This window comes from Mesorhizobium sp. M1406, assembly GCF_040317555.1.
GTDB lineage: Bacteria > Pseudomonadota > Alphaproteobacteria > Rhizobiales > Rhizobiaceae > Mesorhizobium.
Window position 1 is genome coordinate 1 of sequence record NZ_JAMYKW010000031.1, and the last position, 21,389, is coordinate 21,389.

The 21,389-nt window shown below is 60.2% G+C and carries 18 protein-coding genes and 2 pseudogenes; 6 read left to right on the forward strand and 14 right to left on the reverse strand.

The window, feature by feature from the left end; translation table 11 throughout:
* Nucleotides 1–188, forward strand: a 188-nt coding sequence (locus NKH03_RS22510) for an IS3 family transposase (RefSeq protein ID WP_502913544.1), incomplete at its 5' end; no start/stop codon positions are given.
* Here the strand turns inward: NKH03_RS22510 and NKH03_RS22515 are convergent.
* From NKH03_RS22515 to NKH03_RS22530, 4 genes are all read right to left on the reverse strand, one after another.
* Nucleotides 152–1,180, reverse strand: a complete 1,029-nt coding sequence (locus tag NKH03_RS22515; protein WP_352970615.1) for a DUF3800 domain-containing protein — start codon at nucleotides 1,178–1,180, stop codon at nucleotides 152–154. The two genes, NKH03_RS22510 and NKH03_RS22515, sit on opposite strands and share 37 nt — an antisense overlap.
* Before the next feature lie 111 nt (nucleotides 1,181–1,291).
* Nucleotides 1,292–2,431, reverse strand: a complete 1,140-nt coding sequence (locus NKH03_RS22520) for a hypothetical protein (RefSeq protein WP_156937834.1) — start codon at nucleotides 2,429–2,431, stop codon at nucleotides 1,292–1,294.
* Nucleotides 2,432–2,687: 256 nt separating this feature from the next.
* Nucleotides 2,688–6,158, reverse strand: a complete 3,471-nt coding sequence (locus tag NKH03_RS22525) for an ATP-binding protein (protein ID WP_352970616.1) — start codon at nucleotides 6,156–6,158, stop codon at nucleotides 2,688–2,690.
* Complete coding sequence (locus tag NKH03_RS22530) at nucleotides 6,155–7,414, reverse strand: metallophosphoesterase family protein (RefSeq protein ID WP_352970618.1); 1,260 nt, start codon at nucleotides 7,412–7,414, stop codon at nucleotides 6,155–6,157. Before NKH03_RS22530 ends, NKH03_RS22525 begins: the two co-directional genes overlap by 4 nt.
* A gap of 449 nt (nucleotides 7,415–7,863) precedes the next feature.
* Between NKH03_RS22530 and NKH03_RS22535 the strand changes: the two genes are divergently transcribed.
* Nucleotides 7,864–10,473, forward strand: coding sequence for an AAA family ATPase (locus NKH03_RS22535; RefSeq protein WP_352970620.1), 2,610 nt, complete (start codon nucleotides 7,864–7,866; stop codon nucleotides 10,471–10,473).
* A 273-nt stretch (nucleotides 10,474–10,746) separates the two neighbouring features.
* Here NKH03_RS22535 and NKH03_RS22540 read toward each other — a convergent pair whose 3' ends face one another.
* Nucleotides 10,747–11,034, reverse strand: coding sequence for a hypothetical protein (locus NKH03_RS22540; protein ID WP_031193259.1), 288 nt, complete (start codon nucleotides 11,032–11,034; stop codon nucleotides 10,747–10,749).
* 142 nt (nucleotides 11,035–11,176) lie between these two features.
* Here NKH03_RS22540 and NKH03_RS22545 point away from each other — a divergent pair.
* The 4 genes and pseudogenes from NKH03_RS22545 to NKH03_RS22560 form a co-directional block, all read left to right on the forward strand.
* Nucleotides 11,177–11,420, forward strand: a pseudogene (locus NKH03_RS22545) (transposase); the annotation flags it as partial.
* Nucleotides 11,421–11,653: 233 nt separating this feature from the next.
* Complete coding sequence (locus NKH03_RS22550; protein ID WP_352970621.1) at nucleotides 11,654–12,070, forward strand: IS110 family transposase; 417 nt, start codon at nucleotides 11,654–11,656, stop codon at nucleotides 12,068–12,070.
* The gene (locus NKH03_RS22555) at nucleotides 12,067–12,663 is read left to right on the forward strand and encodes a transposase (protein ID WP_352970622.1); all 597 of its coding nucleotides are present in this window, start codon (nucleotides 12,067–12,069) and stop codon (nucleotides 12,661–12,663) included. Before NKH03_RS22550 ends, NKH03_RS22555 begins: the two co-directional genes overlap by 4 nt.
* 93 nt (nucleotides 12,664–12,756) lie before the next feature.
* Nucleotides 12,757–12,897, forward strand: a pseudogene (locus NKH03_RS22560) (MucR family transcriptional regulator); the annotation flags it as partial.
* A gap of 105 nt (nucleotides 12,898–13,002) precedes the next feature.
* On the opposite strand, the gene NKH03_RS22565 reads toward NKH03_RS22560, so the two are convergent.
* From NKH03_RS22565 to NKH03_RS22605, 9 genes are read right to left on the reverse strand one after another with little or no spacing between them, the layout of a single operon-like run.
* Nucleotides 13,003–13,281: a DUF2274 domain-containing protein gene (locus tag NKH03_RS22565; RefSeq protein WP_023708012.1), complete on the reverse strand. Its 279-nt coding sequence runs from the start codon at nucleotides 13,279–13,281 to the stop codon at nucleotides 13,003–13,005.
* A 13-nt stretch (nucleotides 13,282–13,294) separates the two neighbouring features.
* Entirely contained in the window at nucleotides 13,295–14,512 is a 1,218-nt protein-coding gene (locus NKH03_RS22570) for a TraB/TrbI/VirB10 family type IV secretion system protein (RefSeq protein WP_352722660.1), read from the reverse strand.
* Nucleotides 14,513–14,522: 10 nt separating this feature from the next.
* The gene (gene trbG / locus NKH03_RS22575) at nucleotides 14,523–15,551 is read right to left on the reverse strand and encodes a P-type conjugative transfer protein TrbG (protein WP_031259890.1); all 1,029 of its coding nucleotides are present in this window, start codon (nucleotides 15,549–15,551) and stop codon (nucleotides 14,523–14,525) included.
* Nucleotides 15,541–16,272, reverse strand: coding sequence for a conjugal transfer protein TrbF (trbF, locus tag NKH03_RS22580; protein WP_352722659.1), 732 nt, complete (start codon nucleotides 16,270–16,272; stop codon nucleotides 15,541–15,543). Before trbF ends, trbG begins: the two co-directional genes overlap by 11 nt.
* A complete protein-coding gene (gene trbL / locus NKH03_RS22585) occupies nucleotides 16,273–17,595 on the reverse strand; it encodes a P-type conjugative transfer protein TrbL (RefSeq protein ID WP_352722658.1) in 1,323 nt (440 codons plus the stop codon).
* Nucleotides 17,596–17,631: 36 nt separating this feature from the next.
* Nucleotides 17,632–18,357, reverse strand: coding sequence for a P-type conjugative transfer protein TrbJ (gene trbJ, locus NKH03_RS22590; RefSeq protein ID WP_023697876.1), 726 nt, complete (start codon nucleotides 18,355–18,357; stop codon nucleotides 17,632–17,634).
* Nucleotides 18,354–20,804: a conjugal transfer protein TrbE gene (gene trbE / locus NKH03_RS22595; protein WP_352722657.1), complete on the reverse strand. Its 2,451-nt coding sequence runs from the start codon at nucleotides 20,802–20,804 to the stop codon at nucleotides 18,354–18,356. Before trbE ends, trbJ begins: the two co-directional genes overlap by 4 nt.
* Complete coding sequence (locus NKH03_RS22600; protein ID WP_023689361.1) at nucleotides 20,798–21,070, reverse strand: VirB3 family type IV secretion system protein; 273 nt, start codon at nucleotides 21,068–21,070, stop codon at nucleotides 20,798–20,800. The genes trbE and NKH03_RS22600 overlap by 7 nt, the downstream gene beginning before the upstream one ends.
* Nucleotides 21,070–21,378 carry a TrbC/VirB2 family type IV secretion system protein gene (locus NKH03_RS22605; RefSeq protein WP_352722656.1) on the reverse strand — a complete coding sequence of 103 codons (309 nt, stop codon included), beginning with the start codon at nucleotides 21,376–21,378 and terminating at the stop codon, nucleotides 21,070–21,072. Before NKH03_RS22605 ends, NKH03_RS22600 begins: the two co-directional genes overlap by 1 nt.
* Nucleotides 21,379–21,389 lie beyond the last annotated feature (11 nt).

Consider the following 21,389-nt stretch of genomic DNA (forward strand, 5'->3'; position numbering starts at 1 on the left):
TTTACAAGGCCGAGGTGATCCATCGACGCGGACCCTGGCGCTCATTCGAGGCCGTCGAGTTCGCCACGCTCGAATGGGTCGACTGGTTCAACAATCGCCGGCTGCTGGAGCCCATCGGCAACATCCCGCCGGCCGAAGCCGAGGAACGCTACTACGCCATGCTGGATGAACCAGCCATAGCCGCGTGACTCAAACGAAACGGCCTCCGGAAAACCCGGGGCGGTTCAGTTTTGGTCTTCAACCTGGCTTTGAGCGCGGTAAGCGCCTCGCCTCTGGGTGAACGCTGAGCGACCCAGAGCAAAAGATCCGTTGCCTGAAGCCCGGCATTGTCTTTCGATGACGGCATCTCGAATTGGGCGAGCTGATACTTGGCGAGTGAAGCGTCAGGAAAAGAACCGTCCATCGGGTCGTGCCAAATGATGTTGCCAAATTGCTCGTAGGTTTCGGCCAGAGTTTTGCGAAATTCGTCCTGCTTATCATGCACGAGGCGTTCCGGCGAACTGGAGTGTTTCGATGCAAAATCATGAATGGCCTGAAAGAGGTGGGTAAAAGCCACCACGTTTGGAGTGTTGGCCTGATAGCCCTTCCTCTTCAACGTATTCGCGAGTGTGAATTCCGCAGGCTTCTGCCGAGCGTATTCGAAGGCCCTAGAGACCACTTTGGACACGGCCGGCGGTGTCACCCTGATGTCCATTCCGGCTTCGATCAGATCGAGGCTGGTCGTTATGCTCGAGAAGTCATCACCCAAGAAGGCATTCCAGAATAGCTTCGCGGTGTCGCGCGACATGGCACTGTCGACAGTAAGGCATAGAACGTGGCGATTGAGTTCGTCCCAATACCAATTGCCAGGGACCGCCTTGTTCTCTCCTGCATCGAAAATCACGTCCACGAACTTGGTCGGGGCCATATAGGGCTTGTGAATCTCAGTTAGGCTGAATGACCATGCTCCTGAAGCTTCGAGAGCGTCGATGACGGATTGGCCGAGTTTTGCCACAGCGTCTTCCGGCCACTCATGCGCATGAAAACGCTCTACCGACCTCTCTTTCAGAAAAGGGGACAATGCTGCTTGCGCGTGCGGCGCGATGTCGGAAGTTGCGAGTATCGCGCCTAGTCGAAAGTACTCATTTTCGTCGAAGATGTTGCGTCCCGAATTGCCTGTCTCGTCTGCAAATGCAAACATTGCTGAACCTCTCGGCGCGGATCATCTTCTCTCGTGCTCGGATCGGGGAGCTCCCATACCGATATTATAAACAAGGGATATTCTATGGACGCGGTATGTCGAAAAGAGACGCTACGAGCCAAGCCATTCTAGCCAGTGGTCGGTGCTGATACTTGGGATCAGAGCGACCGGATTAATGTCGAAACTCACGCTGCCGGCGCGATGCTCGAATTTTGACGCACGCAAGCCTGCCCAGAACAACGCTAGGTCCTTGTCGGCGGTGCATAGCATAACTGGCTGATTCGGCCAGATAGCGAAGATGTGCATCAGAATCTCGAGCGAACGCAAATCGGCCAGAGCGTTGTAAGCTTCGTGCCTTCCATAGACGGATTTGAACTTCAACATGCCTTTCGCCGGACTTTTTCCGTTTGGACCCAAGGCAGCGCTAAGGGCTGCGAGGACCGGGAGTGAGCGTGCCGGCAGGCCGCAAGCCTTCGCGGTAGCAAGAATCTCATCGCATACGGTTTGCCTCCGCCTTTTTCCGACGGGTGCCTGAAGTGTGGGATTGAGGCGGACGAGAAAATCCTGCTTACGGCTCATGCCTTCGCGGGTATCTTCGATCAATCCTAGGATGCCCTTTAGACCATCGGCGTCGGCAGCGATTAGAGTGGCATTTGGGAGCGCCGAACGCAGCTTTCTCACTGCCTCGTCGAGACTCCGTCGTGCGGATTCCGCTGTCGGATGTTCCCTGTCGTGGCCTTCGAGAGCAAACAGCGCTGGATTGATGCGTACTGCGCTGTCCGCAAACAGATCGATGAAGTCGCCCTGCGTTCCATTCTTGGCCACCCCGCCCAGCAATCGCTTATCCAACTCAGCGACGACGCAGCGGTCCGGTAGCACGATAGAATCGTCCGCGATCGCGATTGCTGAGGGCAGCCAGCCTCCTTTAACAAGACCAATGGATTTTGATGCGTAGCGACTTTGCAGCTCTGCCCGAAAGCTGCCTACGCGCCCGATATCAGCCGCCTCGACGTCGCCTCCGATAATTGTCCCACGACCGACGAAGGGAATGACCACCGGTTGATCGAGCTTGGCGTTTGCCAGGATTTCGTAGCCCAAGGGTTCGAATTTGAAATCCGCAAACTGCACTTCTCGCCCGTCTCTCCCATCTTCGGCGGACTCTCGGCAGACCATCATGCGTTTGTTCGGCACTGCGAAGGCCGATCCGTCAGAAGGAGATGTCGTCATCGCTAGGAAGGTACTCTCGCTCATGTTGTTTGACGTAATCGATCACATGCTGATGCTTGCGCAGTATGGCATAAATCAAATCAAAATTCGCGCGAACGGTACACGGAGCAGACACTTCGTTTCGATCTCTACCAATGTCTGCTTCCGGGCATGCCAGACGCGTGTCCCTACGACCGACTTTGGCGCAAAGCGGACCGGCGCTTGGAATGTCGATTAGACTAGCTAAGGCCAAACATCGAACGGCACGGTATGTCAGCAACGCATCAAGTAAAGTCCAATCTCATCCGAGATTATGAATCGCTACGCCCGGCACAACAGTCTTGGCGATCTCGCACAGGTGCTGATGATGCGTGAGGTAGATTACCTGACCGGCACTCGCCATCTCTCCAAACAACCGGAAAACCTCCTCTGACCGGAAATGGTCGAAGGTTTCCATGATGTCGTCGGCAATGAAGGGCACGGATGGCCGAAACTGTGCGAACTCGTAATATCCTGCAAGCCGCAGGGCTAGATAAAGCTGAAAACGCGCGCCCTTCGACAGCGCGTCCGCCACCTTGGACTGCCCGTCCCGCTGTAATGCGATCAGCACTTCGCCACCCTTGACCGGTTGGGTTGTCAGGCCTGAGTACTGGCCACGCGTCATAAGCGCGAAAGCGTCGGATGCCCGCGCCATCATTCCGGATCGATGGCGCTCCCGATAGACGCGCAGAGCGTTCCCGGCGGCCATGACGCCCAATTTCAGCTCGATGTAGCGGATCGCCTTTTCTTCGATCTCCAGAAGGACCGTGCGCCGCTCGGCATCTATGCGGGCAACAGCGCTGTCGCCGCCGATATCGTCCAGCTTGTCGGCCGCTCGCGTCTGCCGAATGAGTTGTTGCTGTATCGCCTCGTCAGAAGCGCGAAGCCGTTGCTCGGCCTCAGCCTTCTCGATTGCGAGACTGTCGAGATCGACAGCATCCAATATCGAACGCGCCTGCTCGAACCCTTCCACTGCGAGTTCGGACGATACCTGCTCCTCAAGTTCGGCGACGGCTGTGCGGAGGCGATCCCTGTTGCGCAGGAGTTCGTCGCGTTGCACGACGTCCGCCAGCGTGGCCACGCCAAAGACGCTCAGAACCTCGCTCTTGCGGCGCTCATGTGCCGAAATCTCGCCATCGAGGATCTCACGCGCTTCCTGCAGGCGCTGCAGGTCATTGACGAGATTTGCCTTCGCCTCGCGCGTGCGTTCGGCGCGCTCCAGGCGCTCGGCAAGTCGGATCGCTAGCTGTTCCGGTTCTTCGTTGTCCGCCACCTCGCCCGCCTCGGCTGCAACGGCGGTAACCTCAACCAGGAAACTGTCCCTGTCCGCCTCCATCTTTTCGATGCGGAGCTGCATGGCGTCCCGGTCTTGAAGACTCTTGGACAGTTCAGCCAATTGATCGAGGACGCTGCCGACGCCGGCCGCCGATATGCCGCTCTCGAGCCAGGTGCCCTTGAGCGCTTCGGCAACGCCGGCCAGCCATTCGTCCTCACGTCGCTCTGCCACGTCGACGGCTCGCCGCCTAGCGGCCAGATCCTCTTGCCGTGTACCAACGGTGTTGAGCGTCTCGGTACGCTCGGCGTCCACCTTGAATTGCCTGTCAAGGAACAACTCTGCCACGGCGATGACCGTCTCAAGGCTGTCGGCGGGATCTGACCCGACGCCGACACTCGCCAGGGCCCCGCTCAGCTCCAGGCGTATTTGGTCTCTCTCATCAACCGCCCGCTCGGCTCTCTTGCGGGCAAGTTCGATTTCATCCCAGGCCGCGAGCGCTTCGGTCCGGGCAGCAATGCGATTCTCGATCAGCTCAATCAGCCGTTCGGAGGAAATTTCCAGGCACTCTCCGAATAGCTCTCTTGCCGCTGCGCGAATTTCCAAGAACACTGCCTCCAGATCCGAGCCAATGCGTGCAAGTTGGTCGCGCGCATGCGCGATGTTGGCCGCGGCTTCAGCGAGGTTGCGGTTTGTGCTGCGAATCTCAACGAGCTCCCGGGCGTTAGCCAGACGGCCTGCCGCGACGCTGTCGTCTCGGGCCAGTGCTGCCGCGAAATCATCCGCAGTCTCGCCGGTCAGGTCATCGCGATGCCTTGCCCAAGCCTCGTCCCGGGCGCGCCGAATGGCGCCCGCCACATCATCGTTGGTGACATCGACCGAGGCACGAAGGGCATCCAGCCGCGCCGAAAGCAAATCGTGATTGCCCTGGTGCTCGGCAAGACGTTCGGAAAGTACGCCCCTGCACTTACCGAGCTCTGAGGCCAGCGCCTTCCATGCGCCAAGCCGCCCAGCATTCGGAATAGCGATCCTGGCCAATGCCTGCGCATCTCCCGACCAGGGATGCAAGCGCCCGCTCGCGGCCTGCCATCGAATTGCACCTGCATCTGCGGCCTCACGTGCCGCCTTGGTCTCCTTCATGTGCCCGCTGGCCCTTGCCGTAGACAAAGCCGAAACCAGCCTCGCCCTGGCAGGCTCGGGCACGGCCCGTTCTTCGCTGACCCGCTCGCGTGCCCCCTGGAGCGCATCAGCAGCTGCCGCGGCCTCCTCGCGCGCAACGCGCACGCTGGTAACGATCCCGGATCGCTGCTCGACCATGGTGCGCACAGCGCCAATGGTTGCAGCAGGCAAAAGCAGTTTGGCAGGGTCTGGCTCGGAGGATTTCCCCAAGGCGGCGAGGCAGGTCGTCACGGCATTATTGAGGATCTGCAACTCCGTCCTGCGACTTGGCAGGTCCAGGCCGGCCGACACGTGGCGCACCTTGCGGTCCGCCAAGCCGCGGACCCGTTCGGAAATCGCAAGGATCGTGGCGTCCACATCGATCGAGGCGATTTTCGTCGTCACCCGCTCAAGCTCGTCCGCACTCGCGGATAGCCGCGTTCTCAGGCTGGCGTCGATCTCGATCATGTCGGCGACGCTGCCCGTCCAGGTCCGTGACGGTGAAGCGATCTCAGGCAACTCGGCTAGCTGGGCTTCCTTACGTCGGATATCGGCAAGGATCGGGATCGCGCGAAGGTACTTCGCGATCGCATCGAGCCGAGCCGACAACACCGACCGTTCGGCGATGCTGCGGTCGTATTTTTCTGTCGCGTCGAGACGCTCGGCTTCAAGGCTCTCATAAGTCGACGCCAAGGTGTCGATCGCGTCCCTGCCGGACTTCAGTTCCGCAAGCCGCTTCTTGAGCAGCGCAAGCTCGGTTCCGTGTGCCTGCTTGCGATAGAGCCTGTCCGCTTCGGTCTCGAGTACGCTCAATGTATCACTTGCGTGCCCGAGGCCGGCGCTCGCCGTAAACAGCAACTTGCCCAGGTCGCCGCGCGATTCCAGGATTGATTTTCCACCTGCTTCCAGCGTTTCGTCGTCCAACGAAAACATGGTCTCGTATGCGTCGCGAGACAGCCCCGCGAGATGTGCGGATATCGCCATTTCGCTAACCGGTTGGCCAGTCGCGTTCAACAATGAGTTGGTGCGCTGCTTCGTGCGTGTGAACGTGTGCTCCGCGCCGCCGAGTTCGAGCACCCCGCCGATGCGCATCGCGCTGTACTCGTGCAGGAAATTGTAGCGGCTGCGTTCCTCGATTCCAAACAGCAGGTCGAGATAGCCAGAAAGCGCAGTCGACTTGCCGGCCTCGTTCAGGCCGAAGACGATATGCAGGTCGGGACCGGATTCCGGTTTCGACCCGAAGTCGATCGTCCTGTCGGTGAACTTGCCATAACGAATGAGATCAAGTCGCCGGAGCCTCATTGTGACCCACCAGCCTTAAGGCGGGCGGTGACCAGGTCGGCGCCATTGGCAAGCACCCTGTCGAGAAACAACTCCATCTCAGCCTCGTTCTTACCGGCGAAATCGCGCCCGTCAGGCGGAAGATCCCCGATCATCTTCTGGACCAACGCCTTCGCCTCGGCACGGAAGGCTTCCGAGCTGGCAGCGGCGCGCATGGATTGAGCGAGTTCGAAAATTGGATCAGCGACACCCTCGGATGTTTCGGCTGCGGATGGAGCAACGTTAAGCTCCAGCTTCTCCACCCAGGTGTCCCCCGTCTGTTCGGCGATCTGCTCAGCTTCTGCGAGCAGCAGGTCGCGGTCGCGTATCAGCGTCCAGGATAAAGGTGACGCTCCGCCCAGTCCGAGACGGACCACAACATGACGGGAGCTGACAGAGGCGCGCGCACCTTCGAGCGCGGAGCGGACTCGCCCGACGACTTCGGACCATTCCACCGTTTCGGTCACGTCGACGTTCACCCGCTCGAATTGTGCGATACTGCTCAGCCTCTCCTCGATCTCGACGGTGCGGTCGTCTCGAACCGTCACCAGGGTGACGGATTTCTCGCCGGCCTCGTTGATGTCCCTGCCCTGCGGAATTCCTGGCATCACCACGGTGCTCGCCCCGGCATGGACTTGGCGGACATGGATGTGCCCAAGCGCCCAGTAGTCGAAGCCATGGCTGTGCAGGTCAGCGACGCTGCAGGGAGCGTAGACGTCGTGGCCGGGTGATCCGGCCAGACTGGTATGCATAATGCCGACATTGACCGCGCCTTCACGCGGCGCTGAATACTTGGGAAGCAGGCTCTCCGGTGCCTTGGGGCTCGCGAAGCTCAAACCATGGAACATGACGTCAAGCCCGCCGGCTGTCTGCAGCACTGACTGCGGACGGCCACCGAAGATCGTGACCGTGTCAGGGAACACCAGCTGTTTCGATATCCGCGACATTGCGTCATGATTGCCACGGATCTTGAAAACTTTGATGCCGGCTTGGTGAAGTCGTGTCATTTGCGATGCCAGAAACCGCGCCGTTTTCATGGATGTTTGGTCGCCATCATAGAGATCGCCGGCAATGACCAGTGCATCGACACGTTCCGTAAGGCAGAGGTCAACTGTGGAAATGAATGCCTGGCGGCTGGCGTCTCCGACAAGTTCGGCAAGGTCGGGGTTTCGCATCGCCAGCGAACGCAGTGGCGAGTCGAGATGGATGTCGGCCGTGTGTACGAATCGAAATGCCATTGAGCGGTCTCCGGCTGCGAACATACCGGTGTTCGACCGAGGCTCGATAGAAGAATTTCAAGCTACGCTGTATTGGCTTTCTATCGCGCTGGATGGAGTTGAAACTGGCCGAGCTTGGCGTCCGGCCACAACGGGTGACGGTATCGTTGCCAGCTCCACCACATCATTGCCGAGCATGGGTTCACGCCGCTCGGCTTTCGTTGATCGTCAGTCATGCTTTCGACCGCTCGACCGAAGCCGTTCTTGCATGCCTGCGAGCGACGCCAATTCGAGCACGATGTGCCAAGGGAGAAACCTGAGGCTTAGGTTCATGGCGTCACAAAAACCACAGTCGGCATGTACTGGACCTTCAAGTGTTGGATACAAGAAATAGTATCGCCTGATCCGGTTGGAGATTGACTTTATGTCCCGATTACTTATCGGAGTGACGGCTGATCGGGGGAGACAAATTGACAGTTCAGGACGTGCAGGCGGCCCCGCCCTCTCAGGTGACGGTTTGGGATGAGCTGGAGATTTGGGCGAAGGATTTCTCGCCCTGGCAAAAGCTGACACTTGCTTGGGCGGTGCGCTATGGCGTTCTTGCTGCTGAGCAGATCGGGCAGGTCTATAGTGTCTTCCTGCATGGATTCGGACTGGCGGACGAACCAAGTCCAAAGCTCGAGATTCCGGCAACAATAACCGGCAAAGCGAGCGGGCTCGCCTCCCAAAAACCCCGGCTCTTGCGAATTCATGACGTCAGCGGCGTAAATGCGCTGACCCCATCTGCCGAGCTGGCTTTTTCGCCCCAACTGACGCTCATCTATGGTGGAAATGGTGCTGGAAAAAGCGGCTTTGCGCGCATCCTGACGAATGTGTGTTTCAGCAGAACTCGGCACGCGATCATTCCCGACATTTATGATGATACCGCTCCAAGAAAAGCCTCGGCCACCATTGTCTTGGTCGATCACGCTGGCAACGAAATCCCACTCGTCTTCGATGGAACGACGGAGCATGCCGAGCTGAAGAGGTCTTTTGCAGTTTTCGACAGTTCGGTGGCGGGAAAGCATTTGTCCGACTCGGGACCTCTTGGCTTCAAGCCGGCAGGTTTTGACGTATTTCCCGAGATGGCGAGGGTGTATGGTCTGTTGGCTCAGAAGCTGGCCGCCGCCATCGATGTGCGACCAAAGCAAAATCGCTTCGTAAACGCTTTCATCGGAAACGTAACGGCCGCTTCGGGGGCGGTTGCTGCACTGGGGCCAAAGACCGACCTGGTGGCTCTACGGAAGCTAGCCGAGTACGGCAAGGACGAAGATGCCCGACTTGAGGAAATCCAGCGTTTGACGTTGGAATTGCAGTCCACCTCGCCGGAGGAGAGCATTCGACGGCTCACGGAAGCGCGTATGCCGGTCGAGGTTCTGCGTGACACGTTAAAGCAGGTACGCGCAGGTCTTTCGCAGACTGAGCGGGATGGGGCAAAAAGCCTACTTAGGGAATTCAACGACACTGCCAAGAAAGTAGCGGCAACCGGTACGGCATCGTTCAAGTCGGAAAAGCTGAAGGGTGCCGGTGGGCCGGAATGGGAAAAACTCATTACAGCCGCTTACAAGTCGGCTGCCGTTGAACACGATCATTATCCAAACGACGGTGACAGTTGTTTGCTTTGCCAGCAACCGTTAGGCGACCAGGCCATTGAACTCTTCGGGCGATACTGGGAATTCCTCACCAGTACGGACCGAACGGCGCTGATGGCCTTGGACACCAAGATCAAGGCCAAGATCAAAGGTTTCGAGAGCCTAACCCTCGATATTTTCGGCGAAGACACGGTTGCGCGAACATATCTCAAGGCTGCGCATCCCTCACTCGATGAGCAGATTATTCAGCTCCTTGCCATCCTCAAGCTTGACCGAGATGCCATCGTTGTAGCCTTGCAAAAGGCAGGAGAGACATTTCCAGGCGACGGCACCATGGATTTGACGCCAGCATTTGAGGCTGTGATTACAAAGATTGACGCGGATATAGCAGATTTGAAGCTTCTCAGTGTCGCGGATGCCATCGCCAAGCTCGACGCAGAGAGGGTGGAGCTTCGTCATCGCGAAGTTCTAAGCAAGAATCTCGATGACATCGAAAAATACGTATCGGATCTCAAATGGTGTGAGGTCGCTGACTCTAAGGCCAAGCCGGCTTTGAGCCCCCGCCGCCTCACCGAGAAAGAGGGGGAACTGTTTTCAAGGGTCATTGCAGAAACCTACAGATCGCGACTCGGACAAGAGTGCTCCGGACTCGAATGTGCCATCCCGGTTGAGTTTCGCACCAAGGGCCAAAAGGGGCAAACGATCCGCTCGCTTGCCATCAAGGAATTCGCTTTGGATCAAATCCTGAGTGAGGGTGAGCAAAGGGCCGTTGCCTTGGCGGACTTTCTGACTGAGGCCGCTCTCAATGAGCTCAATGCCGGGCTAATTTTTGATGATCCGGTAAATTCCCAGGACCATCTGCGCAAGGAACGTATCGCTGGCCGGCTGGTTGAGGAGGCAAAGAGCCGGCAGGTCATAATATTCACACACGATCTCTTATTTTTCACCAAGGTTTGCGGCGCAGCGGAAAGAGCCCAGATCGAACCAATGATGCACTGGGTTCAAAGAGGCGCCAACGATAAACCTGGATTCGTCAGCCTTAACGACGCCCCAATTTCCACGCCCCAGTATCTCAAAACCAAGCTGGCGGAAGAAACGTTGGCCCAAGCGCAACAGCTCCTCGGCTCGGCTCGGGTAGATCTGGTGCGCAAGGGCGCCGGGCAGCTACGGCGGACAATCGAGGAAGTGGTGCCGCACCTGTTGCTCAAGCAAGTTGTGAGACGTTGGGACGACCGCATCATGGTGACAGCACTTCGTCGCGTCATGTGGGATCAGATCCTGATCGAAGAAATCATCGACGTATTCGAGATGTGTTCGGCCATGATGGAAGGCCATAGCCATACGGAGGCCGGCACAGAAGCTCCTCCGACCATCGAAAAGCTGGGGCAGCTTGTCGAGCGCGCCAAAGCGATCATCACCAAGGCGAAACCGGATAAGCCTAAGAACTAGAAATTACAACGGAATGGGCGCGAACGGGTTCGCGCCTGGTGTCGAGCCGCTGACTGGCGAGAGCGGATGGACCATGCGCTCGGACGACCAGACGAGAGCCTCCTTTCGACCAAACGGCCAGTTGCTCCTGCTTGTGCTCCGGCAAATGATCGATGCTGGTTTTCATTTGATCAAGTCTGGTGAGCGCAGGTGCGAGTCGACGTGCCCGTTATAACAGGCTCGGACATGTGCGAAAGGCTGCCAGAGGCGAGTGCGGGCAACCGGTCCCCGCCGTCATGCGACTTCATGCGTCGTATGATTTCCCAGCGCGTTGGCCGCGATCAGGGGCAAGTCCTTGGCGCTGATTCTTTCCACCATTGTGACCAATGTCATCAAGTGATCGCTCAGGAACGTGTCGAACTTGGCCAATGCGGGCTGTGCTAGTCGTGCAGCAAGTTCTTGCCCGTCTGGTGCCGGCGAGCCAGCTATATCCTGCAGTGCTTCCATAACCTTCGCTGCCTCGCATTCCTGAAGCTCAATGGCATGCCCGCAATGCGATGCTTTGAACTCGCGGGCCAGCAATGCCAGGGTTAGGGTCTGCAGCTTCCTGGTTCCGACCCAGGGGAAAATCAGGACCCCCTCTCCATGCGCAATGGTTGAACTGGCCTGCTGCCGGTTTCGTGGACACCGAGATAAGGTGTTTAACGGAGCTGGAGAGTGCAAAATGCAGAGAAGGAAGTTCAGCCGCGAGTCCAAGCTTGAGGCAGTGAGGCTGGTGAAGGATCGGGGCGTGGCGGTGGCGCAGGCTGCCCGCCACCTCGATCTCCACGAGAATGTGCTGCGCAAACGGGTGCGCGATCTATCGGCGGATCCGCAGCATGCCTAGATGAAGCCGGAGCAGTTGGAGATTGATCGGCTGCGCAAAGAAGGTCGCCAAGCTGAAGGCGGAGCGCGACATCCTAAAAAAACTGTCACGGGCCGTTGCCCGCCTGCGCGCGGTAGAAACAGCCTATGCTACCCTTGCACCTCGGAGGGTAGCGACCGTCAGCTTATTGGAGGCGCAGTCCCCGTAAAAACGGGGTCCATGGGTGCATGCGAACTTGAGAGTGGTGACGCCGCTCCAACGGCGATCCCGATTAGGAAGATGAAGATAGGCATAGCCCAGACCCTCCCGCCCACAATTTTTGATGGAGGATTTGCGATGCCCAAGATGACGACCGGCGACCGCCCGGAGTTGAAGCCGGTCAATGTTGGTGCCGCTGGCATCGACATCGGATCAAGAATGCACATGGCAGCGGTCGACCCGGCCTGCACAGACACGCCAGTGCGAGCGTTTGGCACATTCACGCAAGACCTGCATGATCTGGCGGACTGGTTCAAAAGCGTGCGGCGTGACCAGTGTCGCGATGGAATCCACCGGGTCTATTGGATTCCGGCCTACGAGATTCTCGAGCAGCACGGGTTGGAGGTCATTCTGGTCAATGAGCGTTACGCAAAGAACGTGCCTGGGCGCAAAACAGATGTCAGCGATGCCGCGTGGCTCCGCCAGCTTCCGTTACGCGGAAGTTTCCGTCCTGATGCCGAGATCGCAACCGCGCGCGCAACCTGGAATCCTTGATAGCGGCGCTGACTGACAAAGAGACCAAGCCGGTCGGCAAGCTCTCCAGGCCGCGGGTGAAGACCAAGCAGGTCAATACACCATCGTTCGATGTGAGGATCGCTCCATACGGCGTGCTTGGCGTTGATCTGACCGAGATCCATGGATTGGGTCCGTCACTCGCGTTGAAGCTTGTCGGCGAGTGCGGCGCGGATCTGAGGGCTTGGCCGAGCGCCAAGCACTTTACCTCCTGGCTGTGTCTCGCGCCGGGGAACAAAATCTCCGGCCGCAAGGTGCTCTCTTCAAGCACGCGGAGATCATCCAGCCGGGCAGCAGCGCTGTTGCGGTTGGCGGCCACGACTATCGGGCGGAGCGATACGGCGCTCGGAGCATTCTATCGTCGGCTGTCCTCTCGTGCGGGCAAGGCGAAGACCGTGGCGGCGACCGCCCGCAAAATTGCGGTCCTGTTCTACAACACCCTCAGGCACGGCATGACCTACAGGGATCCGGGCGCCGATCACTATGAGGAACAATATCGCAGCCGTGCTCGCCAATCTGAAGCGGCGCGCCAAATCGCTGGACTTCGTTTTGCAAGCTGCTCCATGCGAGACTGAGGCGGCTGGCTGCCTATGTCCAGAAGAACGCGGTTCCGGTCTCTGGATTGCCGATTTGATCGCTAGCGTAAATTCGGCATTGACTAAGATCGGACAGGGGCCGAATACCGGGCGAGGTGGGGACTGGCGAAGGACTATCCCATGGTCGCTCCGAACTATTCGGCCGCCCGATCAGCGCTGGCAAAATCGTTAGGTTTGGGAAGGAAGGCTGCTCCGGCCAAGAAACCTTCCTAAAGCGTTAAGCGAAAGCCTGATCTCAAATTGTGCGAAACGCTCGCTGGGACCGGCGGCAACGCGGTCAGGATCAAGAACCTAGCTGCTCCAAAACGACACTAAGCGCTAACCTTTGTCCAGTGTGGAAGATGATTGCCTTCGTGGTTTCTCAGACGCGCCGGCGCCCGGCAGACCTTCCTTTCTGGCCTTGGCAAACGCCCGGTCGCCTTCCAGGAACCCGACCAGCATAAAGGGGATCAGTTCCGCCACCGTTTCGGACTCGCCATAGGTCTCACGGTAAAGTGCGGCATAGTCGTTGAGTGCTTGGCTCAAGTCGGCGGCAACGGTGATGGTGATCTTCGAAGGTGTCCGGTCCGGAAGTTTTCCGAGTTTCAGGTTAGCCATGAAGTCCTCCTGTTCACCCCGTGTATGGCCGCAACACGAGGTCCTTGTGCACGATGACGCGCAACGGCCAACCAGGGCGGACGGTGATCGTGGGTTGGACGTTCAGGTTCTTTTCAGTGATCCGTTGGCCGGCTTGACTGACGTTCTGCTGGGTGGATTCACGAATCGCCTTGACTAAGTCGCTTTCGTTTTCCCCAAAGGTCAACTCGGTACCAACCCCCAGCAATGTGGCCACGGCGATGCCCTTGATCAGCTGCCAAGTATGGAAATCCACCTTGTCCTCGAGCCCGGCATAGCCGGCCGCGTCGGTCACGGGCAGATTGTCGATTTCGATCGATGAGCCGTCCGGCATCACAATGCGTTGCCACACCAACAGAGCGCGCCTTTGGCCAAAGGCTACAACGCTATCGTAGGTGCCGATCAGCCGTGAGCCCTGCGGGATGAGCAGGATGCTGCCGGTGACGCTGTCGCGCACATTCTCGGTAACCTGCGCGACGACGAGGCCGGGCAAGTCGGAATTGATGCCGGTGATCAGGCTTGCCGCAATCACGCTGCCGGCCATGATCTGATAGGGCGAAGCCGGCGTCTGCAGCGCATGCGGATTGTAGATCCCGCTGGTGTTCCGTTGATCGATAAAATCGAGCTTGCGCTGTTGGTTGTTCTGGTCGCCCTCGGCCGGGGCGACGGAAGCTCGCGTGCCTTCGGTATCTGGCTGCTGAGGCGCCGTCTCGAAAGGTGAACGTCCGCCCTGCCCATTGCTAAAAGCTTCCGTTTGCTGGAGTCGGTTTTCGATGCGGAAGAGGACTTGCGACTCGCGCGCCTCAATCGCTTGTTGTGCAAGCCGCTGCGCCTCGGCGGAAACGTCTTGCCCAGGTGCGATGCCAAGCTGGCGCTGGTGCTCGAGAATAGGACGGCCGAGATCCCCGGGCAGCGGCGGTCCAAGCACCGGAGCCTTCGGCTTGCTCCCGGAATAGTCCTTGGGCAGCGATTCAAGTCCCTCGGCGGTCGGCTTGCTGTCCGTGCTGTAGAGCTCTTCGGCCTGCTGTTTCAGGCGCAATGCGGATCCCTGCAGCGCCATCATCGTGACGCCAAAAACAGCGCCGGAACCAACAGCAGCGATCGCGACGATTATGCCGCGCCTGAACCGCACCGGTCGGCGGGGCGAGGCTCGCAGCTGCAGCTGTTCGGGATTGAGCTTCGGCGGAGCATTCGGATGGGAAGTATCGGTCATGAGCCTCCCCTCACCTGCCAAAACGCGAAAACAGCGAAACCCGCCGCGGCGGTTTCCGACCGTCGGTTCTCGTAATGCGCACCACCTGCTGCTGTTTGGTGCCCAGCCTTAGCTCGGCCGCAGCAAAGAGGCGATCGACGATGTAGTAGTTGCCGCGCATGCGATAGTTGACGAGCTGGTTGTCCCCGTCGGCTCCGACGATGAAGAGCGGCGGCGCCTCACCTTGGTCTATACGGCGCGGGAATTCGATATAGACCCTGCTGCCATCATCAAAGGCGCGCGTCGGTCTCCATGGTGGCGTGTCGCCGGCGATCGAATAGCGGAAGCGGATGTTTTCGAGTGCTACGTTCGAGGCCGCGGGCATTTCAGCCTCGGCCTGAGCGTTGCGCCGCCGAAGCGCCACGAGTTGGTCTTCGCTGTAAATCCAGGAGAGCGCCGCCATGGCAGTTTTCTCAGTGCTTTGAAGCTGCAGGTGATAGGATCGCCTGTCCGTCGTGATGACCAGGTTGGTGGCAAGCCCCGGCGCGAATGGCTTCACCAGCACATGAGTGCGCTGGTCATCGCCTGAGCCACTAACGGTGTCACCGATCACCCAACGGACCGTATCGCCGGCTGAGACCGAGGTCAGCTTCTCGCCCCGCTGCAATGAGATATCGGTGACGCGCTCCGGCGCGGCGTAGAGCTGGTAGAGCGCGCCGTCGGCAAAGGGGTAAACCTGCACCGCATTGACATAGCCAAACTTGGTGGGTTGTTGCGTCGCCGCCTTGTTGGCATCGGCGACCTGTTCTTCCGGCGAGCGCTTATCTGGGGCGGGCTTGCCGGGTGCGGGCATCAACTGACCAGGCAACGGTAACGGTTTCGGCACTTCCACGACCTTGACCGGCTTCTCCGGCGCCTTCTCGATCGCGGCTGGTTTGAAGTCCTCGTGGTCATAGGAAATCTGAGGCGGCGGCACTGGCTTCGAGGCACAGGCCGAAAGAACCGCAGCAGACGCCGACAGGATCAAGGCAGCACGAAGCAATTGGGCTCTATTTGTCATTGGCGGGCTCCTTAGGGGAAACGGGGGTTGGCGCGGCGCTGTCGAGCTCGCGCGACCAGTCGATGGCGTTGATGAAGACGCCGAGCGGGTTCTTGCGCAGCTGCTCGGTTGTCCTAGGCGGGCGGATGAGGATGGTGAGGATCCCGATCCAGCGCGTCGTGCTGGCGAGGCTGCCGCGCTCGAACACCTGCTCGGTCCATTTGACCTGGAACGAGCTGTCGGAAGCCCTGACCACGCTGGTCACCTGCACTGACACGCTGCGCGTGCCGATTTGGCCGAAAGGGTCGTTCGCCTTGGCATATTCGTTGAGGAAGAGCGCCGCTCGGTCGGTGGCAAAGTCGTAGGCCGACAGCCAATTCTGCCGCACCAGAACCGCATCGGTGGAAATCGAACGAACATTCTGGATGAAGCGGCTGAGATGCCAGGCGATCTGGGCATCGTCGGGCTGGTAGTTTTGGACTGCCGGCGCGACCGCGTGCGCCTCGCCAAAGCGGTCGACCTCGACGACATAAGGCACGACGCGGCCCTGCATCGATTGCCACAGAAGCCCACCGGAAAGCCCCGTCGTCAGAGCCAGGCAGCCAAAGGCCATGAAGCGCCAGTTCTTGGCCTGGACGCGCGCCGTGCCGATGCGCTCATCCCAGAGTTGGCTGGCCTTCTGGTAGGGTGTTACGGGTTCGGGCGTCTTTCCATAACGCTGAACGGGTCGCTTGAAGAGCATCTAGTCTTCCTTGTCATTGAGGGAGGGATTGGCGCCGCTTCCGCCCCGATCTCCATCGCGCACCGCCTGCGTGGCAGCATTGCGATGGGCGCGTGCGGTCTGTTCGGAACGCAGACGCCTTGCCCAGACCGGCGCGGGGTCAGAGGCTGCAGCGGGCGAGGTTCCTGTCTTTGACGCGGTCGGCATGCCGCCGGTCGCGGTCCAGCCGGCATCGCGACCGGCGTCGGCACAACGGCTGAATGGTTCTGCTGCGGATCGCATTCCCCGCATCGCGGCGCCGCTAGCGGCACTCGCAACCCCCTGCAGCCCAGCAGCTACCCCGGACAGCCCGGACTCGGGCGATGTCGCGCGCCCCGTCTGCCAAGCGACGGTGGCAGCGGACCCCATGGCGGTGCCGGCACGGACTGCGGCGAGGCCGCCGCCTGTTGCCATGCGCGCGCCGGCAAACGCAGCGCCTCCGGCAACGAGCGTTGATCCAGCTGCGGCCGCCGTTGTTCCAAGTGCCGCGCCGGCGCCAAGCTGCGGCGCGCCGGAAACAAGACCCGAGGCAATCCCGGGGCCGAAAATGCCGAGCCCAAGCAGCGCCAGCGCACCCAGCACCTGAGACATGGCCGCCGCCAGGTCCGGCTCCTGGCCCTGCAGGGCGGACGCGAACTCGCCAAAGAGCGTGGAGCCGATGCCGACGATGACGGCAAGCACCATCACCTTGATGCCCGACGAAATCACATTGCCGAGCACGCGCTCGGCCAGAAACGCCGAGCGGTTCCAGAGCGCGAAGGGCACCAGGACGAAGCCGGCCAGCGTGGTGAGCTTGAACTCGAGGATGGTGATGAAGAGCTGGATGGAAAGAATGAAGAAGGCGATGAGGACCAGGAACCAGGCCAGAAGCAGCACGAAGATGGTGAGCGCGTTACCGAAGATCTCGGGGAAGCCTACTAGCTGGCTCGCTTGATTGAGGAGCGGCCAGGCGCCCTCAAAGCCGGCCGCGGCAATGCGGCCTGGCCGTAGGAGACTGTCGGCGGGCAGGTTGCCGGCCGATGCGTTTATGCCGAGACCGGCAAAGGAGCGGTAAATTATGTCGGCGAGGTTCTTGAAATTGTTCAGGACGAAGGCGAAGGCGCCGACATAGAGCACTTTGCGAACAAGCCGGCCAAGAATGTTGGGCTCGCCGCCGAACGCCCAGACCAGGCCCGCGAGCGTGATGTCAATGCCCATCAGAATGGTGGTGAGAAAGGCAACGTCGCCCGAAAGCAGACCGAACCCACTGTCAATGTAGCGGATAAAGGTCTCCATGAAGCGATCGATGACTCCGAGGTCGTTCATGTCGCCGCCTTCCTCGTTGTCTTAAAGAGCTGACGATCAGTTGCCGGGATAAGCCGTGCCGGTGCCCAGGAAACGCTTCGTCGTCTCGCGAGCGGCTTCCTCGGACTGCGCCTTGCGCGCCGCATCCTCGGCCTCGGCCCGGAACTGGGTCGCAAGCAGCGTCTGGATCTGCATCTGCTGCTTGGTCGAAAGCGCGATCAGCTGATTGGTGGCCTGGCTTGCCTCGAGGGCACCTGCCGCGCCCTGACTGCGATTGACGAGGTCGGTAAGCAGGTCGCCATCGGCCTGCACGTTCTCGACGATCTGCGACTGCGCGCTCATGGTCTGGCGGAACGCCTGCATGGCGCTCTGCCAGCGCTCGCGCGCGGCGCTCGCCACATCGCTGACCTTGATGGTGGCGTCGTAGCTTTCCGGATATTGCCGGCGCCACTGGTCCTGCAGCTTATCGAGATCGAAGCTCAGGCCGCTCGCCTGGGTCATCAGACCGTCAATCCGTTGGAGCGAGCCGGTAAGCTGGCCCACGGAAGAGAAATCCAGGCGCTGAAGGTTGCGCGCCATGTTCTGCAGCATGGTCGCCTGGTTCTGAAGCGACTGGATTTGGTTGTTGATCTGCTCCAATGCGCGTGCTGCCGACAGCACATTCTGCGTATAGTTGGACGGGTCAAACACGATGAGCGCATAGGCCGGCTGGACGTAGTCAGCCATCGGTTTGGCGATCAGGGAAACGGTGACCAGGCTAGTAAAAAGGCGGCGTCCGATCATGACGATTGCTCCTTGTTAGGTTGAGGAAATTGCTGGAGAAGCTCGGCAGCCCAATCCAGGCCGCGCGCACTGAAGAAACGGGCGGCAAAGCTGCCTCGCCCTTCTTCGGAAAGAATATTGTCGATCAGGGTCTGCGCGGCCGGGTCGGAGGCGCCGCAAAGCGCAAGAGCGATCGGGCCTAGCCCGAGCTCGAAAAGGCGATTGCCGCGGCGCGACTGCAGATAGTAGTGGCGCTTCGGCGTGGCGCGGGCGACCAATTCGATCTGTCGCTCATTAAGACCGAAGCGCTCATAGGCTGCCCGTGCCTGCGGCTCCACCGCACGATCATTGGGGAGAAAAATGCGCTGCGGGCAGCTCTCGATTACTGCGGGTGCGATAGAAGAGCCGGCGATGTCGGCAAGCGACTGCGTCGCGAAGATGACGGAGACGTTTTTCTTACGCAGCACCTTCAGCCATTCGCGGATGCGGGCGGCAAAGAGCGGGTTGTCGAGATAGACCCAGGCCTCGTCGAGCATGAGCAGCGTCGGCCGCCCGTCAAACCGGTCCTCAAGACGATGGAACAGATAGGTGAGCACAGGCAGCACAGCGCCTTGGCTGTGCATCAGCTCCTGGGTCTCGAAACACTGGACATCCGAGATGGCCAGCCGGTCGTCATCGGCATCGAGCAGCCGGCCGAATGGACCGTCGAGCGTGTAGGGCATCAACGCCGATTTGAGCGCATTGGACTGAAGCAGGACCGACAGGCCAGTCAGCGTGCGTTCCTGCGCCGGCGCGGTGGCGAGGCTGGTGAGCGCCGACCAGATTGCCTCCTTCACCTCCGGGGTGACGGTGACATTCTCGTGGGCAATGAGGCCGGCGATCCATTCGGCCGCCCAGCTCTGTGTGGCCGGGTCGTCGATGTGGCGCAGCGGCTGGAAACCAAGCGCACCATTCGCACCCAACGCATGGTGGTCGCCGCCCATGGCAAGCGCGGCGGCGCGGGCCGAATTGCCTTTGTCGAAGACATAGATTTGCGCGCCAGCGTAGCGCCGGAACTGCAAAGCGATCAGGGCAAGCAGAACCGACTTGCCGGCACCGGTCGGCCCGACAATCAGCATGTGGCCGACATCGCCGATATGGGTCGAAAGCCGAAACGGCGTCGAGCCGCTGGTTTCGGCGAAAAGAAGCGGCGGAGCGTAATCGCCGGTGACCTCGGCAAGGTGCTCGTTCTCCGCTGGACCTGCCCACACGGACGACAGCGGCACGAGATGGGCAAGGTTAAGCGTGTGAACGAGCGGCTGGCGAACGTTGGCGTAGACATGACCCGGCAATGAACCAAGCCACGCTTCGACGGCATTGATGCTTTCGCGAATGGTGGTGAAGCCGAGCCCGTTGACGATCCGCTCGACGGCGCGAAGCTTTTCCGCGGCGGCTTTACGGTTCTGATCCCACACCGTCACCGTTGTGGTGAGATAGCCGAAGCCGACATGATCGCCGCCCAATGCCTGCAGTGCTGCATCGGCATCGAGCGCCTTGTTGTCGGCGTCGCTGTCGACGAGAGGCACCGGTTCGTTGGTCACCACCTCGCGCAGAATAGCCGCGATCGATTTGCGCTTGGCAAACCACTGCCGGCGGAGCCGAGTCAGCGTCTTCGTGGCTTCCGCCTTGTCGAGTGGAATGAAGCGCGTCACCCAGCGATAGGCGAAATCCTGGTTATTGAGCGCATCAAGGATTCCTGGCCGGGTGACGTTCGGAAAGCCGAGAACTGTGAGCGTGCGCAGATGCTGCTCGCCCAGCATCGGCTCTAGGCCGCCGGTCAGCGGCGCGTCAACCAGGACGCCGTCGAGATACATTGGCGTTTCCGGCACGGCGACCGGATGACGGCGTGTCGAGATCGTGCCGTGCAGGTACGTCAGGGTCTCGGCATCGTCGAGCGCGCGCACCTCGGGCACGAAGCCCGAAAGAAGATCGAGAACGCGGTCAGTCTCGTCTCGGAACCGGGCAAGCTCCTGGCGCCAGTCTCTTTCCCCTCCCAAGTCATGCGAGTCGACGAGAGCACTTTCCGCGCGCGCTTGGCCATCGGGCCCAGGCATGAAGACCAAGGTCAGATGATAGATGCTCTCGAAATGCGCGACCTTGCCCTCGAAGGCCGCGCGCCGTTCCTCATCGATCAGCCATGAGGCAGCATCGGGAAGCGCCGAGCTGGGATAGCCCAGCGCTTCGCTGCGCTCGGCCTCGAAGAATAATGCCCAGCCGGAGCCGAGCCTTTTCAGCGCATTGTTTGCCCGCGCGCATATGCCGATAAGTTCGGCCTCCGTCGCGCTTTCAAGGTCGGGGCCACGAAACCGCAATGTCCGCTGGGAGCTGCCATCCTTGTTGAGCACGATGCCGGGCGCGACGAGTGCTGCCCACGGCAGATGGTCGGCAAGCCGGTCGGCTTTGCCGCGGTATTCGGAAAGCTTCAGCATGCAAGCCAGCCCTTTTGACGAAGATGACGGACAAGCACGCTGGCAAAATCCGGATCACGCCGTGCGGCAAAGACCGCGAGCGTGTGGCCGGCGATCCAGAGGATCAGACCGGCAATCCACTGCTGCAGGCCTAGGCCGATGGCCGCGGCCACCGTGCCATTGAGGATCGCCACCGCCCGCGGCGCGCCGCCGAGCAGGATCGGCTCGGTGAGCGCCCGATGGACCAGAACCTCGAAGCCTTCGATATGCTGCTCTCCGGTGCTCATCAGACGACTGCCCCGCCGCCAAAGGAGAAGAAGGAAAGAAAGAAGCTCGAGGCCGCGAAGGCGATCGACAGGCCGAAGACGATCTGGATCAGCCGGCGGAAACCGCCCGCCGTGTCGCCGAAGGCAAGGGTCAGGCCGGTGGTGATGATGATGATCACCGCGATGATCTTGGCGACCGGCCCCTGCACCGATTCCAGAATCTGCTGCAGCGGCTGTTCCCACGGCATGCCGGAGCCGGCAGCGTGGGCCTGGGCCGTGAGAAGAAGCGCGACGGCGGCGGACGAAAGAAAGCAAATTTTCCTGCGCATGAGACGACCTT